The 26,999-nt window shown below is 58.4% G+C and carries 27 protein-coding genes and 1 pseudogene; 19 read left to right on the top strand and 9 right to left on the bottom strand.

The window, feature by feature from the left end; genetic code table 11:
* The 5 genes from sucC to AC07O1_RS26805 all read left to right on the top strand — a co-directional run bounded on the left by sucC (position 1) and on the right by AC07O1_RS26805 (position 5,204).
* Entirely contained in the window at positions 1-1,167 is a 1,167-nt protein-coding gene (sucC, locus tag AC07O1_RS26825; RefSeq protein ID WP_008148602.1) for an ADP-forming succinate--CoA ligase subunit beta, read from the top strand.
* Positions 1,167-2,048, top strand: a complete 882-nt coding sequence (gene sucD, locus AC07O1_RS26820; protein ID WP_494993916.1) for a succinate--CoA ligase subunit alpha — start codon at positions 1,167-1,169, stop codon at positions 2,046-2,048. The genes sucC and sucD overlap by 1 nt, the downstream gene beginning before the upstream one ends.
* A 430-nt stretch (positions 2,049-2,478) precedes the next feature.
* Positions 2,479-3,792 (top strand): branched-chain amino acid transport system II carrier protein, encoded by a 1,314-nt coding sequence (gene brnQ / locus AC07O1_RS26815; protein ID WP_495090755.1) that lies wholly within the window; start codon positions 2,479-2,481, stop codon positions 3,790-3,792.
* 273 nt (positions 3,793-4,065) lie between these two features.
* Positions 4,066-4,803, top strand: coding sequence for a DUF599 domain-containing protein (locus tag AC07O1_RS26810; RefSeq protein ID WP_494993914.1), 738 nt, complete (start codon positions 4,066-4,068; stop codon positions 4,801-4,803).
* Positions 4,803-5,204 carry an MAPEG family protein gene (locus AC07O1_RS26805; RefSeq protein ID WP_495090754.1) on the top strand — a complete coding sequence of 134 codons (402 nt, stop codon included), beginning with the start codon at positions 4,803-4,805 and terminating at the stop codon, positions 5,202-5,204. The genes AC07O1_RS26810 and AC07O1_RS26805 overlap by 1 nt, the downstream gene beginning before the upstream one ends.
* 63 nt (positions 5,205-5,267) lie before the next feature.
* Here AC07O1_RS26805 and AC07O1_RS26800 read toward each other — a convergent pair whose 3' ends face one another.
* A complete protein-coding gene (locus AC07O1_RS26800) occupies positions 5,268-5,519 on the bottom strand; it encodes a hypothetical protein (RefSeq protein ID WP_495090753.1) in 252 nt (83 codons plus the stop codon).
* A 159-nt stretch (positions 5,520-5,678) separates the two neighbouring features.
* On the opposite strand from AC07O1_RS26800, the gene AC07O1_RS26795 reads away from it, so the two are divergent.
* From AC07O1_RS26795 to AC07O1_RS26780, 4 genes are all read left to right on the top strand, one after another.
* Positions 5,679-6,155 carry a PaaI family thioesterase gene (locus AC07O1_RS26795; RefSeq protein WP_495090752.1) on the top strand — a complete coding sequence of 159 codons (477 nt, stop codon included), beginning with the start codon at positions 5,679-5,681 and terminating at the stop codon, positions 6,153-6,155.
* A complete protein-coding gene (locus AC07O1_RS26790; protein ID WP_495090751.1) occupies positions 6,152-6,652 on the top strand; it encodes a PaaI family thioesterase in 501 nt (166 codons plus the stop codon). Before AC07O1_RS26795 ends, AC07O1_RS26790 begins: the two co-directional genes overlap by 4 nt.
* A 75-nt stretch (positions 6,653-6,727) precedes the next feature.
* A complete protein-coding gene (gene htpG / locus AC07O1_RS26785; protein ID WP_495090750.1) occupies positions 6,728-8,632 on the top strand; it encodes a molecular chaperone HtpG in 1,905 nt (634 codons plus the stop codon).
* 70 nt (positions 8,633-8,702) lie between these two features.
* Positions 8,703-9,431: a dienelactone hydrolase family protein gene (locus tag AC07O1_RS26780; RefSeq protein ID WP_495090749.1), complete on the top strand. Its 729-nt coding sequence runs from the start codon at positions 8,703-8,705 to the stop codon at positions 9,429-9,431.
* Between the two features lie 139 nt (positions 9,432-9,570).
* On the opposite strand, the gene AC07O1_RS26775 is transcribed toward AC07O1_RS26780, so the two are convergent.
* The 7 genes and pseudogenes from AC07O1_RS26775 to AC07O1_RS26745 form a co-directional block, all read right to left on the bottom strand.
* Positions 9,571-10,458 carry a pirin family protein gene (locus AC07O1_RS26775; protein ID WP_495090748.1) on the bottom strand — a complete coding sequence of 296 codons (888 nt, stop codon included), beginning with the start codon at positions 10,456-10,458 and terminating at the stop codon, positions 9,571-9,573.
* A gap of 62 nt (positions 10,459-10,520) precedes the next feature.
* The gene (locus AC07O1_RS26770; protein ID WP_495090747.1) at positions 10,521-10,937 is read right to left on the bottom strand and encodes an OsmC family protein; all 417 of its coding nucleotides are present in this window, start codon (positions 10,935-10,937) and stop codon (positions 10,521-10,523) included.
* Positions 10,938-11,207: 270 nt separating this feature from the next.
* Positions 11,208-12,428 carry a beta-ketoacyl-ACP synthase I gene (gene fabB, locus AC07O1_RS26765; RefSeq protein ID WP_495010667.1) on the bottom strand — a complete coding sequence of 407 codons (1,221 nt, stop codon included), beginning with the start codon at positions 12,426-12,428 and terminating at the stop codon, positions 11,208-11,210.
* Between the two features lie 11 nt (positions 12,429-12,439).
* Positions 12,440-12,955 carry a 3-hydroxyacyl-[acyl-carrier-protein] dehydratase FabA gene (gene fabA / locus AC07O1_RS26760; RefSeq protein WP_494993894.1) on the bottom strand — a complete coding sequence of 172 codons (516 nt, stop codon included), beginning with the start codon at positions 12,953-12,955 and terminating at the stop codon, positions 12,440-12,442.
* A gap of 303 nt (positions 12,956-13,258) precedes the next feature.
* Positions 13,259-15,160, bottom strand: coding sequence for an ATP-binding protein (locus tag AC07O1_RS26755; RefSeq protein WP_495090746.1), 1,902 nt, complete (start codon positions 15,158-15,160; stop codon positions 13,259-13,261).
* On the bottom strand, positions 15,157-16,089 hold the full coding sequence (locus AC07O1_RS26750; protein WP_495090745.1) for an ABC transporter substrate-binding protein: 933 nt from the start codon (positions 16,087-16,089) through the stop codon (positions 15,157-15,159). Before AC07O1_RS26750 ends, AC07O1_RS26755 begins: the two co-directional genes overlap by 4 nt.
* 36 nt (positions 16,090-16,125) lie before the next feature.
* Positions 16,126-17,133: pseudogene (locus tag AC07O1_RS26745) on the bottom strand (TonB-dependent receptor domain-containing protein); the annotation flags it as partial.
* A gap of 196 nt (positions 17,134-17,329) precedes the next feature.
* On the opposite strand from AC07O1_RS26745, the gene AC07O1_RS26740 reads away from it, so the two are divergent.
* The 10 genes from AC07O1_RS26740 (at position 17,330) to AC07O1_RS26695 (ending at position 25,856) form a co-directional block, all read left to right on the top strand.
* Positions 17,330-18,355, top strand: coding sequence for an NAD(P)H-dependent glycerol-3-phosphate dehydrogenase (locus AC07O1_RS26740; RefSeq protein ID WP_495090744.1), 1,026 nt, complete (start codon positions 17,330-17,332; stop codon positions 18,353-18,355).
* Between the two features lie 19 nt (positions 18,356-18,374).
* Positions 18,375-18,722 carry a DUF4389 domain-containing protein gene (locus tag AC07O1_RS26735; RefSeq protein ID WP_494993890.1) on the top strand — a complete coding sequence of 116 codons (348 nt, stop codon included), beginning with the start codon at positions 18,375-18,377 and terminating at the stop codon, positions 18,720-18,722.
* Positions 18,719-19,168: a phosphohistidine phosphatase SixA gene (gene sixA, locus AC07O1_RS26730; protein WP_494993889.1), complete on the top strand. Its 450-nt coding sequence runs from the start codon at positions 18,719-18,721 to the stop codon at positions 19,166-19,168. Before AC07O1_RS26735 ends, sixA begins: the two co-directional genes overlap by 4 nt.
* Positions 19,169-19,296: 128 nt before the next feature.
* Positions 19,297-20,964, top strand: coding sequence for an AMP-binding protein (locus tag AC07O1_RS26725; RefSeq protein ID WP_495090743.1), 1,668 nt, complete (start codon positions 19,297-19,299; stop codon positions 20,962-20,964).
* 30 nt (positions 20,965-20,994) lie between these two features.
* Complete coding sequence (locus AC07O1_RS26720; protein WP_495090742.1) at positions 20,995-21,438, top strand: hotdog fold thioesterase; 444 nt, start codon at positions 20,995-20,997, stop codon at positions 21,436-21,438.
* A 111-nt stretch (positions 21,439-21,549) separates the two neighbouring features.
* Positions 21,550-22,356, top strand: coding sequence for an alpha/beta fold hydrolase (locus AC07O1_RS26715; protein WP_495010662.1), 807 nt, complete (start codon positions 21,550-21,552; stop codon positions 22,354-22,356).
* Positions 22,353-23,207, top strand: a complete 855-nt coding sequence (locus AC07O1_RS26710; protein WP_495010661.1) for an alpha/beta hydrolase — start codon at positions 22,353-22,355, stop codon at positions 23,205-23,207. The genes AC07O1_RS26715 and AC07O1_RS26710 overlap by 4 nt, the downstream gene beginning before the upstream one ends.
* 50 nt (positions 23,208-23,257) lie before the next feature.
* Positions 23,258-23,917: a glutathione S-transferase family protein gene (locus AC07O1_RS26705; protein ID WP_495090741.1), complete on the top strand. Its 660-nt coding sequence runs from the start codon at positions 23,258-23,260 to the stop codon at positions 23,915-23,917.
* The gene (locus AC07O1_RS26700) at positions 23,914-24,732 is read left to right on the top strand and encodes a DUF4892 domain-containing protein (RefSeq protein ID WP_495090740.1); all 819 of its coding nucleotides are present in this window, start codon (positions 23,914-23,916) and stop codon (positions 24,730-24,732) included. Before AC07O1_RS26705 ends, AC07O1_RS26700 begins: the two co-directional genes overlap by 4 nt.
* A 71-nt stretch (positions 24,733-24,803) precedes the next feature.
* Positions 24,804-25,856: an AI-2E family transporter gene (locus AC07O1_RS26695; RefSeq protein ID WP_495023167.1), complete on the top strand. Its 1,053-nt coding sequence runs from the start codon at positions 24,804-24,806 to the stop codon at positions 25,854-25,856.
* A gap of 83 nt (positions 25,857-25,939) precedes the next feature.
* Here AC07O1_RS26695 and xopAW read toward each other — a convergent pair whose 3' ends face one another.
* Positions 25,940-26,809 carry a XopAW family type III secretion system calcium-binding effector gene (gene xopAW / locus AC07O1_RS26690; protein WP_495090739.1) on the bottom strand — a complete coding sequence of 290 codons (870 nt, stop codon included), beginning with the start codon at positions 26,807-26,809 and terminating at the stop codon, positions 25,940-25,942.
* Positions 26,810-26,999 lie beyond the last annotated feature (190 nt).

The raw sequence follows: 26,999 nt of genomic DNA, 5'->3' as shown, positions 1-26,999 counted from the left end.
ATGAATCTTCATGAGTATCAGGGTAAGCAGCTGTTCGCTGAATACGGCCTGCCAGTATCCCAGGGTTTCGCAGTAGACACTCCGGAAGCGGCAGCAGAAGCTTGCGACAAAATCGGCGGCACCGAGTGGGTTGTCAAAGCCCAGGTTCACGCTGGTGGTCGCGGTAAAGCGGGCGGCGTCAAGCTGGTTCGCAGCAAAGAAGACGCCAAAGCATTCGCTCAACAGTGGTTGGGCAAGCGTCTGGTGACTTACCAGACTGATGCCAACGGTCAGCCAGTCACCAAGATCCTGGTTGAATCGTGCACTGATATCGCTAAAGAGCTGTACCTGGGCGCTGTCGTTGACCGTTCGAGCCGTCGCATCGTGTTCATGGCTTCCACCGAAGGTGGCGTGGACATCGAGAAAATCGCTCACGACACCCCTGAGAAAATTCTCAAGGCCACTATCGATCCACTGGTTGGCGCTCAGCCATTCCAGGGTCGCGAGCTGGCTTTCCAGCTGGGTCTGGAAGGTAAGCAAGTTGCTCAGTTCGCCAAGATCTTCGTTGGTCTGGCCAAGCTGTTCAAGGATCACGACCTGGCTCTGCTGGAAGTGAACCCGCTGGTGATCAAGGCTGACGGCGACCTGCACTGCCTCGATGCCAAGATCAACATCGACGCCAACGCAATGTACCGTCAGCCTAAGCTGAAGACTTTCCACGATCCGTCGCAAGACGATCCGCGCGAAGCGCACGCTGCCAAGTTCGAACTGAACTACGTAGCGCTGGAAGGTAACATCGGTTGCATGGTCAACGGTGCTGGCCTGGCCATGGGCACCATGGACATCGTCAACCTGCATGGCGGCAAACCAGCCAACTTCCTCGACGTGGGCGGCGGTGCTACCAAAGAACGCGTTACCGAAGCGTTCAAGATCATCCTGTCCGACACTAACGTCGCTGCAGTATTGGTCAACATCTTCGGCGGCATCGTTCGTTGCGACATGATTGCCGAAGGCATCATCGGCGCAGTGAAAGAAGTCGGCGTGAAAATCCCGGTTGTTGTTCGCCTTGAAGGCAACAACGCTGAGCTGGGCGCTAAAGTATTGGCAGAAAGCGGTTTGAACATCATCGCTGCTACCAGCCTGACCGACGCTGCTCAACAAGTTGTTAAAGCTGCGGAGGGCAAGTAATGAGCGTCCTGATCAATAAAGACACCAAAGTTATCTGCCAGGGTATTACCGGTTCGCAAGGTAGTTTCCACACCCAGCAAGCCATCGAGTACGGCACCAAGATGGTTGGCGGCGTAACTCCAGGCAAAGGCGGCACCACTCACCTGGACCTGCCTGTCTTCAACACTGTGAAAGACGCTGTAGCAGCCACTGGCGCCACCGCCAGCGTGATCTACGTTCCAGCTCCTTTCTGCAAGGATTCCATCCTTGAAGCAGCGTTCGGCGGCATCAAGCTGATCGTTTGCATCACCGAAGGCATCCCGACCCTCGACATGCTTGATGCCAAGGTCAAGTGCGACGAACTGGGTGTGATCCTGATCGGTCCTAACTGCCCAGGCGTGATCACTCCAGGCGAATGCAAGATCGGCATCATGCCAGGTCACATTCACTTGCCAGGCAAGGTCGGTATCGTTTCGCGTTCCGGCACCCTGACTTACGAAGCTGTGAAGCAGACTACTGACGCCGGTTTCGGTCAGTCGACTTGCGTCGGCATCGGTGGTGACCCGATCCCGGGCTCCAACTTCATCGACATCCTGAAGCTGTTCCAGGAAGACCCTAAGACCGAAGCGATCGTCATGATCGGTGAGATCGGCGGTTCGGCTGAAGAAGAAGCGGCTGCCTACATCAAGGCACACGTGACCAAACCGGTTGTTTCCTACATCGCTGGTGTGACTGCTCCTGCGGGCAAGCGCATGGGCCATGCTGGCGCAATCATCTCTGGCGGCAAAGGCACTGCAGACGAGAAATTCGCTGCTCTGCAAGACGCAGGCGTTAAAACCGTGCGTTCGCTGGCAGACATCGGCAAGGCCCTGGCCGAGCTGACTGGCTGGGCTGTCAAGTAAGCCTCGCGCTTAGCTGACGCTCCACCAGACAAAGGCCACCTTCGGGTGGCCTTTGTCGTTGTGCGCCAGGCATGGCTGATCGCTCCCACGCTCCCGCGTGGGAACGCCGGGGACGCTCCGCGTTCCGCCTTTGAATGTGACGCAGAGCGTCACGGGATGCATTCCCTCGCAGAGCGTGGGAACGATCTACTTGCAGGCACAAACCAATTACATGCAAAAACGCGACATGAAAATGTCGCAGATCGGATAGTTCGCCCCCTAACAGTGCGTTTGTCGTGCAAATTCGTTAGGCTAGCAGCCATTTTTGCGTCTGCGTCCCACAAGGAAGCTGCACGCTAAACGGGTCAGTCTCATACGGACCGACAGCATTTCCCTCATCCATAGGGAAATCCCTCTCTAAATTCCGATTCAGTAGTGTGGTATTTCCTTAATGAAAGTGTTGAACGGCCAGGACATCCTGGCACTTGGTTTTATGACGTTTGCCCTGTTCGTAGGGGCTGGCAATATCATCTTCCCACCTATCGTCGGTTTGCAGTCCGGGCCTCATGTCTGGATGGCGGCGCTGGGTTTTCTGATCACCGCAGTCGGTTTGCCGGTGATCACTGTCGTCGCACTGGCCAAGGTCGGTGGTGCGATGGACGCTTTGAGCAGCCCGATTGGTAAAGTCGCCGGTGGTCTGTTGGCCGCCGCGTGCTACCTGGCAGTCGGTCCATTGTTCGCCACGCCGCGCACCGCAACCGTGTCCTTCGAAGTGGGTCTGGCGCCGCTGACTGGTGAGAGCCCGCTGGGGTTGTTCCTCTACAGCTCGGTGTATTTCCTGTTGGTGTTCTTCATTTCGCTGTATCCAGGCCGTCTGCTGGATACCGTGGGGCGTTTCCTGGCACCGTTGAAGATCATCGCATTGGCCGTGCTGGGCATAGCTGCTTTTGCCTTGCCGGCCGGTGACATCGGTACTGCAACCCCTGAGTATGTTGCCGCACCGTTCTCTCAAGGCTTCATCAATGGTTACCTGACCATGGACACCTTGGGCGCTCTGGTGTTCGGTATCGTCATCGTGAACGCCATTCGCTCCCGTGGCGTGGAGTCGCCACGCTTGATCACCCGTTACGCGATCATTGCCGGCCTGATTGCCGGTGTGGGTCTGGCGTTGGTGTATATCAGCCTGTTCCGTCTGGGCTCTGGCAGCCACGAAGTCGCCGCTGGCGCAACCAATGGCGCGGCGGTATTGCATGGTTATGTGCAGCACACCTTCGGCTCCCTGGGCAGCGGCTTCCTCGCGGTGCTGATCTCCCTGGCGTGCCTGGTAACGGCGGTTGGTCTGACCTGCGCCTGCGCCGAATACTTCAGCCGGGTGCTGCCACTGTCCTACAAGACCCTGGTGATTATCCTGGCGGCGTTCTCGTTGCTGGTGTCTAACCTGGGCCTGACCAAGCTGATCCAGTTCTCCATCCCGGTGCTGACGGCGATCTACCCGCCGTGCATTGCCTTGGTCGCTCTGAGCTTCTGCAAGGACTTCTGGCAAGAGCAGGGGCGCATCGTTGGCCCGGTGATGCTGGTGTCGTTCCTGTTCGGCATGATCGACGCCTTGAAAGGCGCAGGCCTGGCTGACTGGATGCCAACCCAGCTGTCGCACCTGCCACTGAGCGAGCAAGGTCTGGCGTGGCTGGTGCCTTCGGTGATCACCCTGGTGGCCGCAGTGGTCTGCGACCGTCTGTTGGGTAAACGCAGCGAAGCCTTGGCTTAAGTTTCCAGCGCCCGCCACAAGCGGGCTTTGAGCAGCGCTCTGAATAAAATGGAAATGCCCCGTATCAATCGATACGGGGCATTTTTTTATGGGCGAGGGGCGGTGTCTTTTTCCTTGAGCTAACGTCGAAGCAGTGTGCAAGCGGGCTTGCTCGCGATGAGGGCATAACATTCAATAGTGATATTGATGACAAGTCCGCTATCGTCGGATCGCCGCCCGGAGCAAGCTCGCTCCTGCCGTTTTCGTTTCTACCGATACCTCACAAGGACCTGCATGTCGTTCGTTCAAGCCAATTTGATTCACATCCTCGCCGCGCTCTGGTTCGTCATCTGCTGGGGCGGCTACACCCGTTACGCGACCTGGAAGGGCCGTGATACAGCGTGTCTGGCCAGCGTGCTGCACCTGTACCGGGAAGACTGGATGCGCCGCATGCTATTGCGCGACAACCGCATCGCCGACGCCAGTGTGATCGGCAATCTGGAGCGCAACGCCTCGTTCTTTGCCTCCAGCACATTGATCATCCTGGCCGGCATTCTCACCGTGCTCGGCGCTTCCGAGCGAGCGCTGTCGCTGCTGGCGGATATTCCGATGGTGCAGCAGGCTTCTCAGGGGATGTCGGAGATCAAGCTGTTGTGCCTGGCGATGGTATTTGTCTATGCCTTCTTTACGTTCAGCTGGTGCATGCGTCAGTACAACTTCGCGGCGATCCTGATCGGCTCGGCGCCGATGATTGGCGAGCGACATGTGTCCGAACTGGAGCGCAAAGCCTTTGCCATGCGTGCAGCGCGGGTGATTTCCATGGCGGCCAACCAGTTCAACTTCGGGCTGCGTTCTTATTATTTCGGGATGACCATGCTGGCCTGGTTCGTCAGTCCCTGGCTATTCATGTTGATGAGTGCCGGTGTGGTGCTGGTGTTGTATCGCCGGGAATTTCATTCCGACGTATTGGACGTCATGGTCTATACCCCTACAGAGGTGCCATTGCCTGAGGTGAGCAAGGAGATGAGCTGATGAGTATCCCGTTCTGGTGTGTGTTTATCAGTGCGCTGCTGATTTTCGTGGCGCGTATGCCAGTAGCCAGGGCAATGAAAGAGCAGGGCGGTTACAACAACCATTTGCCTCGCACTCAACAGGCACAGCTCACGGGCTTTGGTGCACGCGCAGTGGCGGCACATCAGAACAGTTTTGAAGCCTTCATATTGTTTTCGGTGGGGGTGTTGATGGCGCATGTCACGCAGATGGCGGGATGGCTGATCGACTGGTTGGCGATCATCTTTGTGATCGCGCGAATCTTTTACTTATTGTGCTATTGGGCGGATCAGGCCTGGCAGCGCAGTCTGGTCTGGTTTGTCGGGTTAGTGTGTTCGTTGTTATTGATGCTTAGTCCGACCTTTCACACTGTATTGGTTTGAGTTTTTTTGGACAAAGTAAAGCCCGCACCAGGCGGGCTTTACGTTTGAAGCGCTAAAACCGGATTAGTAGGTCTTAGGCGTCGCTGCTGGAGCGGCTGCGTCGGTAGCTGGTTTGCTGGAATCAGCCTGATTTTTGGCAGCATCGGCGTTTTCTTTCGCCGCCTCGTTCACTTTATCCTGAGCTTCGCTCATTTTCTGCTGGGCTTGTTCAGCAGGTTGGATGGTTGCTTGAGCTTTGTCCTCGGTTTTTTTACCGCAGGCAGCGAGACCGAGGGTCGCGGTCAACATCAAGGCAATAGCTAAAGTCTTACGCATGGGGTGTTTCTCCTTAGTGAAGATATCTTCTGGCCTTTCGAGCACATCTCCACGGATTAAGTTCCTTGAAATACACAGATATATTAAGCGCCCTTGTTATGGAACTTTTACGTGGTTCATTAATTGCAACGTTTCGACACTAACAAGAGAGTTATTCGAATGGCGCAAACCCCCATTTTTGAGCGCGCGACGCGCTTTCTGTCGGCCCTGCGCCATTGCCAGGTGCTGGGGCTTAGCGTTCACAGCGCCTCGACGGACGGCATTACGTTGATATTGCCCTACAGTCCGCAAATTGTCGGAAACCCGCAAACCGGCGTGATTCACGGCGGGGCATTGACGTCGTTGATGGATACAGCCTGTGGCATGGCTACCTTATGCGTGTTGCAGGAGTTCGAGGTCTGTCCGACCCTGGACCTGCGCATCGACTATATGCATCCGGCCGAGCCGCATAAGGATGTCTATGGTTTTGCCCAGTGCTATCGAGTGACGACCGACGTGATATTCGCTCGAGGTTTTGCCTATCAGCATGACCCTGAACATCCAATTGCCCATGTGGTGGGGACCTTTATGCGCATGGGCAAGGGCATCAAAGGAACAAAAGGCTTTGGCGGTGCAATCAGTGGCGGTGCGGTATGACGGACAACTTCAAGGCACAATTGCAGCAGGCTCATGCGCAAGGTGATTACGCCGCGCTGCTGGAGCTGATCCCCTACGCCAGGTTGATCGGTGTCGAGTGCTCGCGCCTGGGCGATGAGTTGCTGTTTTGCCTGCCGGCCAACAAAGACAATATTGGTAACCCGTTATTGCCAGCCATTCATGGAGGGGTGATTGCCGGTTTCATGGAGTTGGCCGCGGCGTTGCATTTACTGGTCTTCACCGGGTCTCCCGGTGTACCGAAAGTTATCGACTTCTCCCTCGACTATCTGCGCGCCGGGCAGTTTCGCGATACCTATGCCAAATGCCAGGTCTGCCGTCAGGGGCGACGGGTGGCCAACGTGGCGATCACCGCGTGGCAAAGCGCTGAGGCAGAGCCTATCGCTACGGCGCGGGCGCATTTCAAGATTGAAGAAAGTCAGGGCGCGACGTTGGTTGTTTCCTCTGTCGCACCCGCGCCCTTGAAATCTCCGTCTTAGCCCCCAACTTTGATGACATCCCGCCGCCAACCCTCCGGGGCGCGGCCAATGCCATCCAATTGGAGTTTGATGACCATGAGCGTGGAAACTCAAAAGGAAACCCTGGGCTTCCAGACCGAGGTGAAGCAACTGCTGCACCTCATGATCCATTCGTTGTATTCCAACAAGGAAATTTTCCTTCGCGAATTGATCTCGAACGCCTCTGACGCGGTCGACAAATTACGTTTCGAAGCGCTGTCCAGGCCTGACTTGCTGGAAGGCGGCGCCGAACTGAAAATCCGTGTGAGCTTCGACAAGGACGCGAAAACCGTCACCCTCGAAGACAACGGTATCGGTATGAGCCGCGAAGATGTGATCACCCACCTGGGGACCATCGCCAAATCGGGTACTGCCGATTTCATGAAACACCTCTCGGGCGATCAGAAGAAAGACTCGCACCTGATCGGTCAGTTCGGCGTCGGTTTCTACTCCGCCTTCATCGTTGCCGATAAAGTCGATGTGTTCAGCCGTCGTGCCGGCCTCGCTGCCAGCGAAGGCGTGCATTGGTCGTCCAGGGGCGAAGGCGAATTCGAAGTCGCTACCCTCGAGAAAGCCGACCGCGGTACTCGCATCGTGTTGCACCTGAAATCCGGTGAAAACGAATTCGCCGATGGTTGGCGTCTGCGCAACATCGTCAAGAAGTACTCTGACCACATTGCCTTGCCGATCGAGCTGCCTAAAGAGCAGGCTGCTGCTGAAGGCGAAGAGGCGCCAGCGCTTGAATGGGAAACCGTCAACCGCGCCAGCGCTCTGTGGACTCGCCCTCGCACTGAAGTGAAGGATGAGGAGTATCAGGAGTTTTATAAGCACGTTGCCCACGATTTCGAGAACCCGCTGAGCTGGAGCCACAACAAGGTTGAAGGCAAGCTGGAATACAGCTCACTGCTTTATGTGCCGGGCCGTGCTCCGTTCGACTTGTATCAGCGTGAGGCGCCACGTGGCCTGAAGCTGTATGTGCAGCGCGTATTCGTCATGGATCAGGCTGAGTCGTTCCTGCCGCTGTACCTGCGCTTCATCAAAGGCGTGGTCGACTCCAACGATCTGTCGCTGAACGTGTCGCGGGAAATCCTGCAGAAAGACCCGATCATCGACTCCATGAAGTCGGCGCTGACCAAGCGCGTTCTCGACATGCTGGACAAACTGGCGAAGAACGAGCCCGAGCAATACAAAGGCTTCTGGAAGAACTTCGGTCAGGTCATGAAAGAAGGCCCGGCTGAAGACTTCGCCAACAAAGAGAAAATCGCCGGTCTGTTGCGTTTCGCGTCGACTCAAGAAGAAGGCGGCGAGCAAGTGGTTGCCCTGACCGAATACCTGGCTCGCGCCAAGGAAGGTCAGGACAAGATTTACTACCTGACGGGTGAGAAATACGAAGCCGTCAAGAACAGCCCGCACCTGGAGGTCTTCCGCAAGAAAGGCATCGAAGTGCTGCTGCTCACCGACCGTATCGATGAGTGGCTGATGAGCTACCTCAGCGATTTCGACGGCAAGAGCTTTGTCGACGTGGCGCGCGGTGATCTGGACCTGGGCAACCTGGACTCGGAAGAGGACAAGAAGGCTGCCGAAGAAGTCGCCAAGACCAAAGAAGGTCTGGTCGATCGCATCAAAACCGCTTTGGGCGAAGCTGTCAGCGAAGTACGGGTTTCCCATCGTCTGACCGATTCCCCTGCGATCCTGGCCATTGGTGAGCAGGACCTGGGCATGCAGATGCGTCAGATTCTCGAAGCCAGCGGCCAGAAAGTCCCGGACTCCAAGCCAATCTTCGAATTCAACCCGACTCACCCGTTGATCGGCAAGCTCGACAACGAGCAGAGCGAAGAGCGTTTCGGCGATCTGTCGCACATCCTCTTCGATCAGGCCGCCCTGGCAGCCGGTGACAGCTTGAAAGACCCGGCTGCCTATGTGCGCCGGTTAAACAAGCTGCTGGTTGAGCTGTCGGTTTAACAAAGTTGTAAAAAAACCCGCTTCGCAGCGGGTTTTTTTATTCTGGGGGTGTTCCTGTCGGGAGTCTGAAATGAGCCAAGTCACTATTCGTTCCGTGGTCTATCAGGTCGATGGCCAAACCTATGAAAGCCGTCTGGTGTTCGATACCAGCCATGAAGGCGTACGCCCGGGCCTGTTGATGGCGCCGAACTGGATGGGCGTCAGCACGGGGGCCGAAAAGATTGCCGAGTCTGTGGCCGCCAAAGGTTATGTGGTGTTGATTGCTGACCTTTATGGTCAGTCAGTTCGTCCAAAAAATGCAGACGAGGCGGGCGCGGCGATGATGCCGTTGAAGAATGACCGGGCCTTGCTGCGCAAGCGTATGCAGGCGGCGTTCGAGGCTCTGCAATATCAGGGCGAAGCAGCAGTTGATGCCTCGAAATTGGCGGCGTTCGGTTTCTGTTTCGGTGGTTGCTGCTCGCTGGAGCTGGCCCGCACAGGCGCGCCGTTGAAAGCGGCGGTGTCGTTCCACGGCACGCTGGATACGCCGAATCCGGCGGATGCCAAGAACATCAAGGGTTCGGTGCTGGTGCTTCACGGCGCCTGCGATCCATTGGTGGCCAAAGAGCAACTGCCAGCTTTCGAAGATGAGATGAATGCGGCTGGCGTCGACTGGCAACTGCTCAGCTACGGTGGCGCAGTGCATTCCTTCACTGATCCTCATGCCAATGTGCCGGGCAAGATGATGTACGACGCCAAGACCGCGAGGCGGGCATTTGTGTCGATGCACAATTTGCTGGATGAAGTGTTCAAGGGCTGACCTGGCAACCGCTGATCGTTCCCACGCTCCGCGTGGGAATGCATCCCGTGACGCTCTGCGTCACAGCTTCAGAAGCGGACGCGGAGCGTCCATGGCGGCATTCCCACGCAGAGCGTGGGAACGATCTTCATCATCATCGTCAGAGCGGAGTCGGTTTGCTCCGCCCCACCGGCAGCTCAATCCGCTCACTCTCACCCGGCACCGTCGGCCAATCCCCGGCCGCCCAGCGTGCGCGGGCCTGGTCGATCAGGGCCGGGTCACTGGCAACGAAGTTCCAGTTGATCCTGCGGGGCCCGTCCATTGGGGCGCCGCCGAACAGCACCGCATGACAATCGCTTTCCGCGAACAGGGTCATGACTTCTCCGACCGGTAAAACCACCAGTGAGTGTGCTTCAACAGGCTCGCCGTTCAATTGTGCGTCACCGTCGAGCACATACAGCGCGCGTTCTTCATGTTCGTTGGGGATCAACAAGGTTGTCGCCGTTTGCAGGTGCAATTCGGCGTACAGCGTAGGGGAGAGCACCGGTACCGGTGATTCCAGGCAAAAGCCTGTACCGGCAATCATCCGGATCTTCACTCCGAGGTTGTCGCTGGTCGGCAGGCGGTCGGCCGGGTAATGGCTGTAATGGCCCGGACCTTGTTCGTGTTCTTTCGGGGAGGCCAGCCAGATTTGCAAGCCGTGCATGCTGAAGCCGCTGGCCTTGAGTGATTCGGGGGTGCGTTCGACATGGGCGATGGCGCTGCCGGCAGTCATCCAGCTGACGTCACCCTGTTTCACCTGCTGATCCGAGCCGAGGCTGTCCTTGTGCTGGATTTCCCCTTCGAACAGGTAGGTCAGCGTGGACAGGCCGATATGCGGATGCTGACGGATGTTCATGCCTTTGCCTGCCGGATAGCGGGTTTTGAGCATGTGGTCGAAAAACACGAAAGGGCCGACGCTGCGGCACTTGGCCGAAGGCAGCGGGCGCAGGATCGGTTGTCCTTCGACATCCTCGGTACGCGGGCGGATCACGATCAGTGTGTTCATGGTGCGTTCCAGGCTCAGCGGGTTATACGACAGAGCATAACCCGCTGCGACGGCACCTGCCGCTACTGGCTGAAAGCGCCTTCCGATAACAGGGTCTCGATGGTGACTTCGCTGGTAGTCATCAGCTTGTGCACCGGGCAGCGATCAGCCACACGATGCAGTTCTTCGCGCTGAGCGTCGGTGAGCACACCCTTGAGGGTAAGTTTGACCTGCAGGGCGTATTTGCCTTTCTGTTCCTGGCTGTTGTCATGTTTGACTTCGACGGTGACCCCGGTCAGCGGGATGCCTTTCTTTTGCGCGTAGAACTTGAGGGTCAGGGCTTTACAGGCACCCAGCGCGGCATCGAAGTAATCGTGGGGCTCTGGCGCGGAACTCTCGCCGCCCTGGGCCTTGGGCAGATCGGTGAAGAGTTGATGGTCGTCGATCTGGATGCTGTGACGAAAGCTTTCGCTGGATTCGGTATTGACGGTAATGGTCATGTTAAACCTCATAGGCAGTGAGAAAGGTCGCGCACCGGGAAACAATAGTGCGGGGGGAAACAGCATTCAGTTATAGAACATCTGTTCCTTCAGGCGCTCCACTTTCTTTGCACGGCTCCCCTTGCCACGGAGGTTTCGGCGCTTTGCTCTATCGTCGGTCGGTCATTTCTGCGTCACACCCTCGAGCACCGTGGTCTTGTCTTTTTAAAACCCAATAAAAAACGCCCCGAACCAGTCGGGGCGTTTTTTATGTGGCGAGACGGCGAGGGCTTACTTACCCTGCCAGCGCTTCAGTACCAAGGTGGCGTTGGTGCCACCGAAACCGAAGCTATTGCTCATCACGGTATTGATGGTGGCGTCTTCGCGAGTCTTGGTCAGGATTGGCATGTCAGCCACTTCCGGATCCAGTTCGTCGATGTTGGCGGAGCCCGCCATGAAGTTGCCTTCCATCATCAGCATGCAGTAGATCGCTTCGTGAACGCCAGCGGCGCCCAGGGAGTGACCGGACAGGCTCTTGGTGGAGCTGATGGCTGGAGCCTTGTCGCCGAAAACTTCACGTACGCCTTTCATTTCCGCGACGTCGCCGACCGGAGTCGAAGTGCCGTGGGTATTCAGGTAGTCGATCGGTGCGTCGACGGTGGACATGGCCATCTGCATGCAGCGGATGGCGCCTTCGCCGCTTGGAGCGACCATGTCGTAGCCGTCGGAGGTCGCGCCGTAGCCGACGATTTCCGCATAGATCTTCGCGCCGCGAGCCAGAGCATGTTCCAGCTCTTCAACCACGACCATGCCGCCACCGCCAGCGATGACGAAACCGTCACGCTTGGCATCGTAAGCACGGGAAGCTTTTTCCGGGGTGTCGTTGTACTGGCTGGACAGTGCGCCCATGGCGTCGAACAGGAACGATTGGCTCCAATGCTCTTCTTCACCGCCGCCGGCAAAAACGATGTCCTGCTTGCCCATCTGGATCTGTTCCATGGCAGTACCGATGCAGTGAGCACTGGTGGCACAGGCAGAAGCGATGGAGTAGTTCAGGCCCTTGATCTTGAAGGGTGTGGCCAGGCAAGCGGAAACCGTGCTGCTCATGGTCCGCGTAACGCGGTATGGGCCGACACGCTTGACGCCTTTCTCGCGCAGGATGTCCAGCGCTTCCATCTGGTTGAGGGTCGACGCGCCGCCGGAACCGGCGATCAGGCCGGTACGCGGGTTGGAGACTTGCTCCTCGGTCAGGCCGGAGTCGGCGATGGCATCTTTCATGGCCAGGTAAGCGTAAGCCGCTGCGTGGCCGACGAAGCGATAGATCTTGCGATCGATCAGCTCTTCGAGGTTAAGGTCAATGGAGCCGGAAACCTGGCTACGCAGACCCATTTCGGCATATTCCGGATTGAAACGGATGCCAGGGCGACTTGCACGCAGGTTAGCGGAGACGGTCTCTTTGTCATTGCCCAGGCACGAAACGATGCCCAGACCAGTGATAACGACGCGGCGCATGCGGATAACCCTTAGAAGTTGTCAGTGGAAGTAAATACGCCGACCCGAAGGCCTTCGGCGGTGTAGATCTCGCGACCGTCGACGGTGACAGAACCATCGGCGATGGCCATGTTCAGCTTGCCGCGCATGACGCGTTTGATCTGAATGTTGTAAGTAACTTTCTTGGCAGTCGGCAAGACCTGGCCAAAGAATTTTACCTCTCCCGAACCCAATGCGCGACCACGGCCTGGCAGGTCTTGCCAGCCCAGGAAGAAACCGACCAGTTGCCACATGGCATCCAGGCCCAGGCAGCCAGGCATCACCGGGTCGCCTTCGAAGTGGCACGCGAAGAACCACAGGTCCGGATTGATATCCAGCTCGGCGACCAATTCACCTTTGCCGTACTTGCCGCCCTCTGCGCTGATATGGGTGATGCGATCCACCATCAGCATGTTCGGGGCGGGCAGTTGCGCGTTACCTGGGCCGAACAGCTCACCGCGACTGCAGCGCAGCAGATCTTCCCGGGTAAAGGCGTTTTGTTTGGTCATGCGAGCTCCTCAATAGTCCCATGCGGCAGGGTGGGGCAAATCTTCCCGACCGATCGAAGCGTTCATGCCTCGAATCGACAGCCTACTCATAGACTATTGCGTTGTAGTGAAAGTCACAGCACAAAGGGTATGAATGTACACTTGTGCACTGAAAATTTTATTCAGGCGCGTTTCAGGGCCTGTTTGGGTGCCTAAGACTGCCGCACTTTCGCATTTCACGCCAGTCGCAGATCGTCGAAACCTCTGTGCCAGGGTCTGTTGACGTTTGGTGCCGTCGCGGTTGTCACCAAACGTCAACAGACCCTAGTGCACCCAGCGTTGCAGAATTTGCTGCAAATCAGCACGTTTGAACGGCTTGGCCAGATAATCATTCATTCCGGCGTCAAGACAGGCTTCACGGTCTCCCTGCAAGGCATTGGCTGTCAGGGCGATGATCGGCAGCTCGGCGCAACCCGGCAGTTGGCGGATCTGGCGGGTGGCTTCATAGCCGTCGATAAGCGGCAGCCGGCAGTCCATCAGAATTGCTTCGAATATCAGGCTCTCAGCGCTGCGAATGGCTTGTGCGCCGTCGGTGGCGACGCTGACGGTAAAGCCCAGACTGCGCAGCATTGCCTCGATCACTGTCCGGTTGACCGGATTATCCTCGACCAGCAACACATTGCGACCCTCGCCATGGGTATGTCCTGACGGTACCCGCGTTGTAAGCGTCGGCAAGCTTTGCTGATACAACGCCAACGGTATCTCCAGAGTAAAGACCGAGCCGCGTCCCTCCTCGCTCCGGGCGCGCAGGGTGCCGCCCATCCGCTCGGCGAGTGTACGGGCGATCGGCAGACCAAGCCCGGTGCCGCCATAGCGTCGGGAAATCGTGCTGTCGGCCTGTTGAAACGCATTGAACATCAGCTCCAGGCTTTGCTCCGGGATACCGATGCCGCTGTCACGCACGCTGCAGGTAAACCACAGCACCTGATGGTCCAGAGATTGCCATTGCGGTTCAATTGTCACGCTGCCTTGTTCGGTGAATTTCAGCGCATTGCCGATCAGGTTGACCAGGATCTGCCGGATTCGTGTCGGATCGCCCTGAACCTGCAGCGACTCCATGCCGGCCGGGATCCTCAGCTCAAGGCTCAGGCCGCGCTGCAGCGCACTGTGCTGGAATGCCTGGGCGGAACTGGTGATCAGATCGGCAAGGTTGAACGGGATATGTTCCAGTTCCAGCGCGGCACGCTCGATGCGCGAGAAGTCGAGGATGTCGTTGATCACCTTGAGCAGGTGTTCGGTGGACTCTGAGGCAAGTGCCGCGTATTCGACCTGTTCCTCTGTCATCTCGGTGGTTTCGAGCAATTGCAGCATGCCCAGCACGCCATTCATTGGCGTGCGCAGTTCGTGGCTCATCATGGCCAGGAAGTCGGATTTGGCGTTGTTGGCCTTTTCCGCTTCTTCGCGGGTCTGGATCAGTTGGGCCATCGCCTGATGCTGTTCGCGGCTGGCTTGCTCGAGACCGGCGGCGAGGTTGTTGATATGCCGTGACAGGCTGCCAAGTTCGGCATCGTCGACGATCGGCAGCGGGGTGCTGTAGTCGCCCTGTTGAATGGCCTTGACCGCGTTACCCATGGCGCTGATTGGCTGCGACAGGCGTGCGGCCAGGCGGCGGGCGAGCAGGAAGGTGAACAACAAGGCAAACAACGCGAGGATTGCGGCCTTGAGCAGGATTCCTTGCTGGCGCTGACTGAAGGCATCGTTAGACATACCGACGATCACCCGACCCAGATAGTCCTCGGCAGGTGCTATGGCCGGTGAACTGCCGTCCTGAAAGAAATCATTGTTGAGCTTGATCCGTTGCAAGCGTACTGGCGCCTGGAATACTTCGACCTGTTGCGATCGACTGACAGTTTCCGAGGGCTGTTCGACGTACACCAGTATGTTGTTGGTGCTGTCCTGTACTTCCAGAAAACGCACATGTGAGATCGTCAGGGTGGCTTTCAACAAGCTCTCGAGCACCTCATTGTTGCCGGAAATCACCCCGTATTCGGTGGCCGGCGCCAGTTGGTTGGCGATCAGTTGTCCGGTGTGGTTCAGCTCCTGGCGCAAATCCTGAATCCGCACGAAGGTAAAGAAGCTGATCAGCAGCAATGTCAGCAGCAACGCCGGGCCAAGGCTGATGATCTGGGTGCGGGTATTGATGTCCCAGCGACGACGGAAGGTCATGGGCGGTTTTCTCCTTCGGCCAACCGGGTCGCGACAGACTGTTCGTCGATCGGCTCGATGCCCAGTGAGCGTGCCACTTGCGGGTTGCTCAATACTTTGAATCGTTGCGGATACAGTGCGCGCGGCCAGCTGGCGGTCGGGCGGTCGAGCAGGGTGTCGAGAGTGGCCAGCCAGTCGTTTTGATCGCTGTAGGTACTGGCCAGGCTACCGGCCTTGACGAAGCCGGCATTGGGGCCGATCAGCGCCCGTTGCCGGGTATAACTGCTGAGTAGCAGATTTTTCGCGGTTTTCGGGCTGTACAGGTCGTAATCGTCGAGGCCCAGTAGCACGTCGCTGTCTTTCAGCAATGCCTGAAGCGGGCGGCTGTCACTGGTGTTGTCCCATCGCTCGGCGACGATTTCCAGGCCCAGCAGTTGTGCGGCCTGACGCAGTTCTTTCAAGAGAAATTCGCTGTGGCTGTGATAGAGCACGCCAACTCGCCGGGCTTGCGGCAGGATGCTTTGGGCCAGGCGCAGTTGCCGGTCCAGTGGAGGGTCGCTCCACAGCAGACTGAGTCGGGCGGGCAAGCTGTTGCCCAGACGTTGCCGTGCTTGCAGCCGACTGATGCGCAGTACCAATGTGGCCGGTCCCTGGGCGTCTTGCAGGCGCCAGTCCAGGCTCGGCAGGTCGAGCAGGATCAGTCGTGTGCCTGACGGCAGTTTGCTCGGCGCAGGCAGCTCAGTCAGCGAACTGAAGTGCACCGTGTCTTTGGGACGCAGTTGGCTCAAGGCTTGGGTGAAGGACTGCACGCCGGGGCTATCTTCGGCACCGGTCAGCAAAATGTCGGCGGCCCGGACCGTAACGCTTGCGAACAGGCAGACAAAGGCCAGGCACACTGATCTGAGCAGATGGCCAGGGGCTGGTGTCTCCTGTGACGGACGTTCATCCATGCTAGAACTCTAACTCCGCGCTGAAGTAGAGAACGTGGCGCTCATCCGCCAGTCGAGCTGGGTTTCGGTGCCTGAGAAACGTGAGGCGTTCGAGTTGCTGGCGATGTATTGGTTGTTACGCAGCGGTTCGCTGATCATTCCGGTTATTTCGTCATAGAACAGCTTCATGTCGACGGTCAGCCCGATATCGGCAAAAAAGCCGTTGTAACCCAATTCTCGCGAACGCATGCGTTCTTTTTCGGGATCGCCCGGGCCGCGAGTCTTGACAAAGTATTGGGCGCTGGATTGTCCGTAGGCTTTGGGGTTCAGGTTGGTGACCCGATAACTCCAGTTGACGTTGTTCTCGAACATGTCAGGCGAACGGATGGCTTCTGAATGCACGGCGCGCAGGCCGTGGCGCGGGTTGATCAGATAATTGACCGCCATCCGCGGAGTCAGCGAACTGCCAGTCAACCGGGTGTCTTCGAACATGGCACCGCCCTGGAGCAGCCAGTGCTCGCTTGCTCTCCACTCAAGCTGATCGAACAAGCGCCAGATGGTGTCGTCGAGGGTGCCATTGAAACAGGTCTCGGAGTCTGCCTTGTCGTAACGATAGTTCATCCCGCTGACCAGCCGCAGGCTATCGGACAGGCTCGGGGTGTCCTGCAGTTCGAGATCGTAGCGTGATTCACGGGGGCCTTGGTCGATATCGCCGCACAGGGTTTGCCTGGCGCCACCTTTCCATTGCTCCATGCGCCGCGCTTCGCTGGCGTTGGTACCGTGATAGTTCACCGTGGCCTGATTGCCGCTGATACTGCCGACCATCATCCCGGGCACCAGGCGCAGCAGTTCGCTGATATCCCGGGCGCCGCTGGTCTTGATCAGCTCACTGTCGATTATCGTCATACTGCCGGGAACTGCCGCTGGGGACTGTTTCAGGCGTGTAGCGGTCAGCACTTGCGGCAGTGGCCGGTTGTCAAGAAACAGATCGTCGGCCAACAGCGGGTTGCTGAACATCAGCGCCAGGACCAGTGATGAGGGTGGATTGGAAGGGCCAAGGTACACGGCACAGCCTTGATAGCAGGTAATAGGCGGGCATGTTAACCGAGCTGGGCGGGTTTTCCAGTCGATAACCCCCGCCATTCATAGGTCGAAACAGTCAGATCCCGGCAATTAGCGGTAATTGATTGTGGGGCTGGCCGCCTGAAGGCTGCCCCGTATAATGCGGGCATCGCCACTGGTATGGATTAACGGATTGCATATGACTGAACAGCGCCCTATTGCGGTCCTGGGAGGCGGAAGTTTTGGTACCGCCGTGGCCAATTTGCTGGCCGAGAACGGTCACCAGGTGCGCCAATGGATGCGTGACCCTGAACAGGCCGAGGCCATTCGGGTGCACCGCGAGAATCCGCGCTACCTCAAGGGCATCAAGGTTCACCCTGCGGTGGAGCCGGTCACTGACCTGCTGGCGACGCTGATCGACTGCGATCTGTGTTTCGTGGCGTTACCATCCAGCGCGTTGCGCTCGGTGTTGGCTCCCCATGCCGAGCGCCTGAGCGGCAAACTGCTGGTCAGTCTGACCAAAGGCATTGAGGCACAGACCTTCAAGTTGATGAGCGAGATTCTTGAAGAAATCGCTCCGCAAGCACGAATCGGCGTGTTGTCCGGGCCGAACCTGGCCCGGGAAGTGGCCGAGCACGCATTGACCGCTACGGTGGTCGCCAGTGAAGACGAAGAACTCTGCCAGCGCGTCCAGGCGGCGCTGCATGGCCGTACTTTCCGCGTTTACGCCAGCGCCGACCGATTTGGTGTGGAGTTGGGCGGGGCACTGAAAAACGTCTACGCGATCATTGCCGGCATGGCCGTAGCATTGGGCATGGGTGAAAACACCAAGAGTATGCTGATCACTCGGGCATTGGCGGAGATGACCCGTTTCGCGGTCAGTCAGGGCGCAAACCCCATGACCTTTCTTGGCCTGGCCGGGGTTGGCGACTTGATTGTCACGTGCTCGTCACCCAAGAGCCGCAATTATCAAGTGGGCTTTGCCCTTGGCCAGGGCTTGAGCCTGGAGGACGCCGTGACCCGTTTGGGCGAAGTCGCCGAGGGCGTCAACACCCTCAAGGTGCTCAAGGTCAAGGCTCAGGAGTTGGGGGTCTACATGCCGTTGGTCGCCGGGTTGCATGCGATTTTGTTCGAAGGGCGCACGCTCAACCAGATTATCGAGTTGTTGATGCGCGGCGAGCCGAAAACCGATGTCGACTTTATCTCCACCAGTGGTTTCAATTGAGCACGACAAGGAGCGAGACATGAACGATCCAAAGAACGAAGCCAAATACGAGTCCATTTTGCTGCGTGTGATGTGGATGCTCGTGTATGTACTGGTCTGGCAAGTGGCACAATTCATCCTCGGCGCTGTGGTGCTGGTGCAACTCATTTACCGGCTGATCTACGGTGCGCCGAGTGCCAGCCTGATGAATTTCGGCGACAGCCTGAGCCAGTTCCTGGCGCAGATCGGTCGCTTCGGCAGTTTCCACAGTGACCAGAAACCCTGGCCGTTCGCCGATTGGCCGACCCCGCGCGCACCCGAAGGCGAAGCGCCGCATGCCGTACCGCCTGCACCGCATCCGGCACGGGATGAGGAGCCGAAGCTATGAAACTCTGGGTGCTGCGTCACGGTGAAGCCGAGCCCAACGCCGGCAGCGATGCCGAACGCAACCTGACCGAGAATGGCCGCAAGGAAGTGCTGAGCAGCGCTGCGCAGCTGATCGGCCAACCGATCAGCGCCATCTACGCCAGCCCTTACACTCGGGCGCAGCAGACCGCGCAATTGGTGCGCGAAGCCCTGGGCTTCGAGCCTGAGGTCCACACCGTGAAGTGGCTGACTCCCGACAACGATCCGCCGGCAGTGGTGGATGAGCTCGACTCGTTGGACAACGTGCTGCTGGTCAGCCATAACCCGCTGGTCAGCAACCTGATTGCCTATCTGCAACACGGTCACTGGCGCGAACTGCAGCGGGTGGGCACCGCTGGCCTGGCCGAACTCGAAGGTGACTGGCCGCTGGCGGGTTTGATGACTCTCAAAAGTGTCAAACATCCGTAAGCATAAAGTCGAACCCGCTCGCCACAAGTTCATGACTTCTGCTCCCTGACTTCTCTGTGAAATAGTCAACCAAGCAACTGCTTGGTTGACTACGCTTGCCTCCACATAAAACAAAAGGGAGGGGGCGTATGTCTCGCACTTTTCGTTTGCCGCTGGAAGTGTTCTACGAGCGTGAAGCTCGTCATCCCCGCCAGCGTTTTCTGGTTCAGCCGCTGGGTGGCGGGCAGGTCGAAACCCTGAGCTGGTCCGATGTCGGCCATCAGGCCCGCTGTGCAGCTCACTGGCTCCGCTCACGGGAGCTGCCGCCAGGCAGTCATATCGCAATCATTTCAAAAAACTGTGCGCACTGGATCATCGCCGACCTGGCGATCTGGATGGCCGGACATGTGTCCGTCCCGCTGTATCCCAACCTGACCTCCGACTCGGTGTCCCAGGTGCTCGAACATTCAGAGTCGGCGCTGGTGTTTATCGGCAAGCTGGATGACTGGCCGGGCATGGCGTCCGGGGTCAAGCCCGGATTGCCGACCATCAGTCTGCCGCTATGTCCGCCAGGGGCGTTCGATTTCAGCTGGGCCGACTTGCAACGCAGTTCACCCATTCAGGACGACCCGCTGCCCACGGCCTCGCAATTGGCGACGATCATTTACACCTCTGGTACCACCGGCCTGCCCAAGGGTGTGATGCATAGCTTCGGTAATCTCGGTTTCGCCACCACCCACGGCACGCAACTGTTTGGTCTGGGGGCGTCGGATCGACTGCTGTCGTACTTGCCGCTGTGTCATGTGGCCGAACGAATGTTTGTCGAACTGGCGTCGATCTACACAGGGCAAACGGTATTTTTTGCCGAGAGCCTGGACACTTTCCTCACTGACCTGAAGCGCGCCCGGCCTACCGCGCTGTTCGGTGTGCCGCGGATCTGGACCAGGTTCCAGATGGGCGTGTACAGCAAAATGCCCGCCAAACGCCTGGATTTCCTGCTGGGCTTGCCGGTCATTGGCCGGTGGGTAGGACACAAAGTGCTTGTCGGGTTGGGGCTCGATGCCTTGCGCATTGCCTTGTCCGGTGCCGCGCCGGTGCCACAGACCTTGCTTGAGTGGTACCAACGGCTCGGTCTGGATGTGCTGGAGGTCTATGGCATGACCGAGAATTGCGGCTATTCCCACGTCGGTCGTGGAGGCTCGCACAAACCAGGCTGGATCGGTGGACCTTGTCCGGAAGTCGAGGTGCGTATCGATCCGTCGGGCGAAGTGCTGGTGCGTAGCGGGGCGAGCATGCTCGGTTACTTCAAGGATCCGCAGAAAACCGCTGAAACCATCACCGAAGATGGTTTCCTGCGCACCGGCGACAAAGGCGAGGGGGACGCCGAAGGCAATCTTCGGCTGACCGGACGGATCAAGGAAATCTTCAAGACCAGCAAAGGCAAATATGTTGCGCCGGCACCGATCGAAAATCGTCTGGCGGTGCATTCACGAATCGAGCAGGTGTGTGTGGTTGGTGACGGTTTGAGCGCGCCGCTGGGGCTGTGTGTGCTGTCGGCGGTCGGCCTTCAAGATGCTGCCAGTGCGGCTCGCAGTAGTTTGCATTCCAGCCTGGAAGCCTTGCTTGAAGAGGTCAATGGCGTGCTCGATCAACACGAACGCTTGCGTCGGTTGGTGGTGGTAAAAGACAGTTGGGCGGTGGAAAACGGTTTCCTGACTCCAACCTTGAAAATCAAACGCAACGTGATCGAGACTGCCTATGGCGCGCGCTTCCAGGAGTGGAGCGAGCGTTGCGAAGCGGTGCTGTGGCAGGATTGACACGATATAAAACCCATAAAGGATGTAGCAATGAGTCTGTGGCGTACCACTCCCAACATTGAACAACTGAACGCGATCCAGAAAAACACCATTGGCGAAATACTGGATATCCGTTTCGAATCCTTTGATGAAGAGTCCCTGACTGCAAGCATGGTCATCGACCATCGCACCCATCAGCCCTATGGCTTGCTGCATGGCGGCGCCTCGGTGGTGCTGGCCGAAACGGTCGGCTCCATGGCCAGTTTCCTGTGTATCGATGCCAGCAAGTTCTATTGCGTGGGTCTTGAAATCAACGCCAACCACTTGCGCGGGTTGCGCAGCGGACGGGTGACAGCGGTAGCGCGAGCGATTCATATCGGCCGCACCACTCATGTCTGGGACATCCGCCTGAGCAGCGATGAAGGCAAGGCCAGTTGCGTCTCCCGGCTGACCATGGCCGTGGTGCCGCTGGGTGAAACACCTCCAGCCCGCTGAAAAGCCCATAGCGTTGGCCTGAGTGTCACCATTCCTGGCAGTTACGGTCATTGCTGTTGAGCAGTGTCTTGCGGACAATCAATACCTGTTTTCGTTTATGGATGCGCGGGTATGTCGCAGCAGGTGTTTTTCGCTCACGCCAATGGTTTCCCTTCGGCCACCTACGGTAAGTTGTTCGCTGCGCTGGCGCCGGAATATGACGTCGCGCATTTGCCGCAGCATGCCCATGACCCACGGTTCCCGGTGGACGATAACTGGCAGAATCTGGTGGATGAGCTGATTCATCACCTTGAGCAGCAGCCTGCGCCTGTGTGGGGTGTCGGGCATTCCTTCGGTGGCGTCCTGCATCTGCATGCGGCTTTGCGTTGCCCGCAGCTCTATCGCGGCGTAGTGATGCTTGATTCTCCAGTGCTGACCCGCGCTGATCAGTGGGTGATACGTGCAGCCAAGCGCTTCGGTTTTATCGACCGGCTGACCCCGGCCGGACGGACCCTGGGGCGGCGGGAAGAATTCGCTGATATGGAGTCCGCGCGGCACTATTTCGCCGGTAAAACCCTGTTTCGCGGCTTTGACCCGGAATGTTTCGACGCTTACCTGCAACATGGTCTGCACAAGGTCGGTGATCGTCTGCGCTTGAGTTTCGATCCGGCGACGGAAATCAGCATTTACCGTGGCGTCCCGCATACCAGTCCCGGCCGCGCACGGCAGTTGAAAGTGCCGCTGGCGGTGGTTCGCGGAAGCCAGAGCCGTGTGGTGATGCGCCATCACGCAAGCTCGGTGGGGCGGTTGCCTCACGGCGAGTCGCTGACCATGCCTGGCGGGCATATGTTTCCCCTTGAACGCCCACAGGACACCGCCACGCTGCTCAAGAGTCTGTTCAGTCGCTGGGAAGGCCGCAGTGAGCGGAGTTGCGCATGAAAACTCCTGTTGAAGAAGTTCGTCTGAGTCTGCCGCATATTGAGCTGGCCGCGCATCTGTTTGGCCCCGAAGACGGCGTGCCAGTGATTGCCTTGCATGGCTGGCTGGACAACGCCAACAGCTTCGCGCGCCTGGCGCCGAAGCTAAAGGGGTTGCGCATCGTTGCTCTGGACATGGCCGGGCACGGTCATTCCGGACATCGACCGCCGGGTGCCGGTTACGCGCTGTGGGACTACGTTTACGACGTGCTGCAAGTCGCCGAGCAACTTGGCTGGAAACGCTTTGCCCTGCTCGGGCACTCACTGGGGGCGATTGTTTCGCTGGTGCTGGCTGGCGCTCTGCCGGAGCGTGTGACGCAGTTGGCGCTGATCGACGGAGTCATTCCTCCGACCGCCAAAGGCGAAAACGCCGCCGAACGCCTGGGTATGGCCCTACAGGCTCAACTGAATCTGCAAGACAAACGCAAACCGGTCTACAGCACGCTGGATCGCGCCATCGAAGCGCGAATGAAAGGCCTGGTCGCCGTCAGCCGCGAAGCTGCGGAGTTGCTGGCCCAGCGCGGACTCATGCCCGTGCCTGGGGGCTATACCTGGCGCAGCGACAGCCGTTTGACCCTGGCTTCGCCGCTACGTCTGACAGAAGAACAGGCAATGGCCTTCGTACAGCGCATCAGTTGCCCGACCCAACTGGTGATCGCCGAGGATGGCATGCTGGCCCAACATCCAGAATTGCTGGAGCGTCTACCCTTTAGCCGTGAACAGCTGCCCGGCGGCCATCATTTGCACCTGAATGATGAGCCCGGCGCCGCCCTTGTTGCAGACTGTTTCAATCGGTTCTTCGCCGTTCCTTGACTTGCAGCGGGCAACTGTCGAGGCTGGGCGGGTTGAAATGGGAGACAACCATGATAGATCTCTACACCGCTGCGACCCCGAATGGCCACAAGGTCTCTATCGTGCTCGAGGAACTCGGCATGCCCTACACGGTGCATGCCTTGAGTTTCGACAAAAAGGAGCAAAAGGCTCCAGACTTTCTCAAGATCAATCCCAATGGCCGGATTCCGGCGATTGTCGACCGTGCCAATGGCGATTTCGTCGTGTTTGAATCCGGTGCGATTCTTGTCTATCTGGCCGAACTGAGCGGGCAACTCATGCCCAAAGACCCCAAGGGGCGTTCGGTGGTCATGCAGTGGCTGATGTTCCAGATGGGGGGCATCGGCCCGATGCAAGGTCAGGCCAATGTGTTTTTTCGCTATTTCCCGGAAAAACTTCAAGGTGCCATCGACCGCTATCAACATGAAACCCGCCGTTTGTATGAAGTGCTCAACACCCGCCTGAACGCCGTCGAATTTCTGGCCGGTGATTACAGCATTGCCGATATCGCGACGTATCCGTGGGTCCGAGGCTATGAGTGGTCCGGTGTCTCGGTAGACGGCTTGCCGGTCTTGCAGCGCTGGATGGCAACCATGGAGGCCCGTCCTGCGGTGCAGCGCGGCTTGCAGGTGCCACCACGCATCGACGACGCCAGTGTCGTCAAGGGCGCCCAGGCCATGTTGATTCGATGAAAGTACCCATGCGTTTAATCCGTATTTTCGGTCTGTGCTGTTTCAGTCCTTTGTTGTTCGCCGCCGATGTGCCCGGGAGTCACGATTTGCCGTTGGTGCCGCGTTTGGCCGATGCGCAGATCGTCGACTACCGGCCAGCGGCAGACGTGGAGCGGATCTACCCATTGGGAGCGATCCGTAAAATCAGTGGTCAGCTGCGCTACGACGGCCAGGTCAGCGTTCGCGGGCAAGCCACCTCGGTGACCTACGAATTGCCGCCCGAGCATTCTTCAACCGAAGCCTTCACCGTAGCCCGTGAGGCCTTGCAGAAGCAGGGCGCCGAGTTGTTGTTCTGGTGCCAGGCCCGTGATTGCGGGGAAAGCAACCTGTGGGCCAACGAAGTCTTCCGCAACGCCAAGTTGTATGGCACCGACGATCAGCAGGCGTATCTGCTGTTGCGTCTGGCGGCGCCTCGGGACAACTCGCTGGTGGCGTTGTACAGCATCACCCGCGGCAATCGCCGGGCTTACCTGCATGTCGAGCAGTTTGACGCCAGCGCACCGCTTGGCGAGTTGATGCCGACTTCAGCAACTTTGTTGCGTCAGCTCAAGGATACCGGCGAGCTCGACTTTCCGAAGCTGAACGGTGAGCCGTTACCTGTCTGGTTGACCTTGCTGTCGCGCGGGCTGAACCTCGATACGACGATGCGGGTCAGTGTTTCCGGCCCTAACGCCGAGGCCTGGCGGCAGGCGCTGATCGGGCAGGGCGTGCGAGCGGCGCGGATGGAGACCGGCAGCGCGCGAGCGGCAGGTCTGCACGTCGAATTACTGCGTTAAGCTCCCTCAGGGCGGACGGCCCCAGGCCGTTCGCCTACTCTCTTATTCGTTCATCTTTCACGAGATCTTTCATGGTCAATAACGATCGTCTGCTGGTGCAGATCCTGCTCCTGGTGCTGTTCGGTGCCAGTTTCTGGGTGATGGCGCCGTTCTGGTCGGCAATGTTCTGGGGCGCGGTACTGGCGTTTGCCAGTTGGCCGCTGATGCGCTTGCTAACCCGTTGGTTGAATGGCCGCGAATCCCTGGCCGCTGCGCTGTTGACTCTGGGCTGGATGTTGCTGGTGGCGGTTCCGCTGGTCTGGCTTGGTTTCAATCTGGCAGATCATGTGCGCGACGTCGTGGCGTTTATCAAAGATGTGCAGGTCGATGGTCTTCCTCAGGCGCCCACCTGGCTGGCGGCTGTCCCCCTTGTCGGCGGGCGGCTGGTAGGAATCTGGAACAGCATCGACCAACAGGGCGCGGCCATGATAGTCGCGGTCAAACCATATCTGGGGCAGGTCGGCAATTGGTTGCTGGCACGCAGCGCGCAGATCGGGGGCGGGATTCTTGAGCTGACCTTGAGCATCGTCTTCGTGTTTTTCTTCTATCGAGACGGGCCGCGATTGGCGATGTTTGTCCATCGCTTGCTGGAACGGCTGATTGGTGATCGTGCCGGTTACTACATCGAACTGGTGGCTGGCACGGTGCAGCGGGTGGTCAACGGCGTTATCGGCACTGCCGCTGCACAGGCGATCCTGGCGTTGATCGGTTTCCTGATTGCCGGTGTGCCCGGTGCATTGGTGCTCGGCATTGCCACCTTCCTGCTCAGCCTGATACCAATGGGGCCGCCGCTGGTGTGGATTCCCGCTACCGCGTGGCTGGCCTGGAAAGGCGAGTACGGCATGGCGGTGTTCCTCGGGATCTGGGGGACACTGATCATCAGTGGCGTGGACAACGTGCTCAAGCCGTACCTGATCAGCCGCGGCGGCACGCTGCCGCTGGTGATCGTGCTGCTCGGGGTGTTTGGCGGATTGATTGCGTTTGGTTTTATCGGCCTGTTCATCGGCCCGACCTTGCTGGCTGTGGCCTATAGCCTGTTGACGGATTGGAGTGTCAGTCAGGCGCGAGTGGACGACAAGCGCTGATGCTGATGTAGGAGCAGCCGGTCGACGCTCCTACAGGGGGGACGCGGCGTTCGCTCACCACTCGACGCTACCTGGCTTTTGACTCACGTCGCGACGTTCAGGTTTGTACCGACGGTCGCCACGTTGTTCAGCTGATACTGTTTGCTCAGGTTGGCGATCATCTTGCTCAAGGCTTCAGCGATATTGGCCTTGTCACTCTGAGAGCTGCTGTCCTGGCTGCGACCTGCTTGCAGCGCTGTCTTGAGCTCATCGCTGCTGATACCGCCGCTGTTGTCAGTGTCTAGTGCTTTGAGCAGCGCCGCGCTGCTGTCGGTGCTGCTGGAGGCGCTAGAGGTGTTGGAGCTGCTGTCGCTGGCTTGCAGCGCGCTGCTCAGTTCACTGGCGCTGACACTGCCGTCGCCGTTTGCATCAAGCTGGCTGAAAAGCTCTGAACTGGACGTTTGCTGAGGTGGCGGCGGTGGCGGGGCGAGGCTGGCAGCCAGTTCGTCTTTGCTGACGCTGCCATCCTGATTCTTGTCCAGCGCCGAGAATATCTTTGAACTGTCGGCAGTGCTGCCAGCGTTGGTCAGGCCGCTGCTCAGCTCGTCATTGCTGATGGCGCCGTCACCGTTGCTGTCCAGGGCACTGATCAGCGCATCGGCCAGCTGAGTATCCGGCGCCTGATCGCTGGCAACTGGTTGCGGGGGAGCCATAGCGGCCATTTCTTCGCTACTGAGGCTGCCGCTGCTGTCACTGTCCAGCTTGCTGAAGTTTTTGGTCAGGCTGACCAGAACGCCGTTATCGCTTTTCTGCGAGAGGGCACTTTTCAGTTCGTCCTTATCGACCGAACCGTCACCGTTGCTGTCGAGTTTGGCGAACAGCTCTTTCTGGAATTGCTGACTGCGGGCGCTGTTCGTCGCAGTGGTGCTGCTGGTACTGGTATAGCTCGAATAGTTGCTGACGCTACCAATCATGGGCTCACTCCTTGCGTATGGATAAAACCGGTGGGTGCACCGGCTTATGCAGCCTCAAGGGGGAAGTTGTCGTGGGTATGTGAGTTTTGTACCGACAGGTACACAAGGCAGTACCTAGTGGCCTGTGTGGCTAGTTCTGTTAGTCAACTTCGGCGCCAGCAGCCCATATCCTGCGTTGCTGTTCCTCGCC

This window comes from Pseudomonas sp. GW821-FHT07G10 (assembly GCF_059418545.1).
Note: the sequence above shows the minus strand (reverse complement) of the source record. Positions and strands in the feature narration are given on the sequence as shown.